2 protein-coding genes are annotated in these 1,426 nt (G+C 43.1%); one reads left to right on the forward strand and one right to left on the reverse strand.

Features of this window, described 5'->3' with window-relative positions:
* The first annotated feature begins 106 nt into the window (after window positions 1-106).
* Window positions 107-1,015 carry an aldo/keto reductase gene (locus tag B7C60_RS07260; protein WP_099611071.1) on the forward strand — a complete coding sequence of 303 codons (909 nt, stop codon included), beginning with the start codon at window positions 107-109 and terminating at the stop codon, window positions 1,013-1,015.
* Between the two features lie 86 nt (window positions 1,016-1,101).
* Here the strand turns inward: B7C60_RS07260 and B7C60_RS18265 are convergent.
* Window positions 1,102-1,426, reverse strand: a 325-nt coding sequence (locus tag B7C60_RS18265; RefSeq protein WP_281251666.1) for an anaerobic C4-dicarboxylate transporter family protein, incomplete at its 5' end; no start/stop codon positions are given.

Here is a 1,426-nt window from a genome sequence, read left to right on the forward strand (position 1 = left end):
TCAGCAAAGGCAAGTGCAGTTAAAAACGGATGGAATCATCATCGAATTGCAATGGATTTATATTAATAACCGTTCATAACATACTGAACGTAAAGGAGTGTTACCCATGGTTGAAAAAGTAACGATGGCATCGAAAGGGCCTGAGTTCTCTGAATTGGTGCAAGGTTATTGGCGTTTAGGGGAGTGGAATATGACCCCCCAAGCGCGTTTAACGTTCCTTAAGCAACATATTGAGCTTGGTATTACCACGGTCGATCACGCGGATATTTATGGCAATTACCAGTGTGAACGTTTATTTGGTGAAGCGCTTGCGCTGGAGCCTTCACTACGAGAACAACTGCAAATTGTGACCAAATGCGATATTAAATTATGCAGCGATCAATTCCCGAATCGTCAGATTAATCATTATGACACCAGTTCGACACATATTTATCAGTCTGTAAATAATTCTTTGCAACGTTTAGGTGTCAATGAATTAGATGTGCTGTTATTGCATCGTCCAGATCTGCTGATGGATGCTGATGAAGTGGCAGAATCGTTCGCCGAATTGCACAAAGTTGGTAAAGTGAAACACTTTGGCGTGTCAAATTTTACGCCTGCTCAGTTTGAATTATTGCAATCTCGTCTTAGTAAGCCTTTAATCACTAATCAGGTGGAAATCAATCCATTGAATTTTCAGGTCGCTCATGACGGTACATTAGATCAACTACAAATGTTGCGTGTTCGCCCCATGGCTTGGTCTTGTTTAGCCGGTGGCGCGATCTTGAATGGACAAGAAGAGTCGAGTCAACGTGTGCGAGCTGTACTTGAACAACTAAAAGAAGAGACAGGCGCACAGACTATTGCTCAAGTGGTATACGCTTGGGTGCGTCAGTTACCTTCTAGGCCGCTACCGATAATTGGATCTGGAAATATAGAACGCGTAAAATCGGCTGTTGCAGCACTAGAACTTACGTTAACTCGTGAGCAATGGTATCGAGTTTGGGTGGCCGCGAAAGGGCATAATGTGCCTTAAATTGTGTTGTTATGTAAATTTTTTCATGTAAAAAAGCCGCGGCATCATATCGTGCCGCGGCTTTCTCATTCGATGGCGAAAGGTGATTAACCAATCACAATTTGCCCCAGTACGTAGCCTAAGCAGCATGCGCTGATCACACCAACTAAACCCGGAGCCATAAAAGAGTGGTTAAAGTACCATTTGCCAATTTTGGTCGTGCCGGTCATATCAAAGTTGACTGTTGCAATATCCGATGGGTAGTTCGGAATAAAGAAGTAACCATATAGTGCTGGCATAAGGCCAATTAATAAAGCAGGCTCTAAACCGAGTGCTAAACCAACGGGTAACATCATTTTTGCTACAACGGCTTGTGAATTTACCACGACAGAAACGATAAATAGAGCCAGAGCAAAAGTCCAAGGGTAAGCG

Origin of the sequence: Vibrio fujianensis (genome assembly GCF_002749895.1) — a bacterium.
In the GTDB taxonomy this organism is placed as follows: domain Bacteria; phylum Pseudomonadota; class Gammaproteobacteria; order Enterobacterales; family Vibrionaceae; genus Vibrio; species Vibrio fujianensis.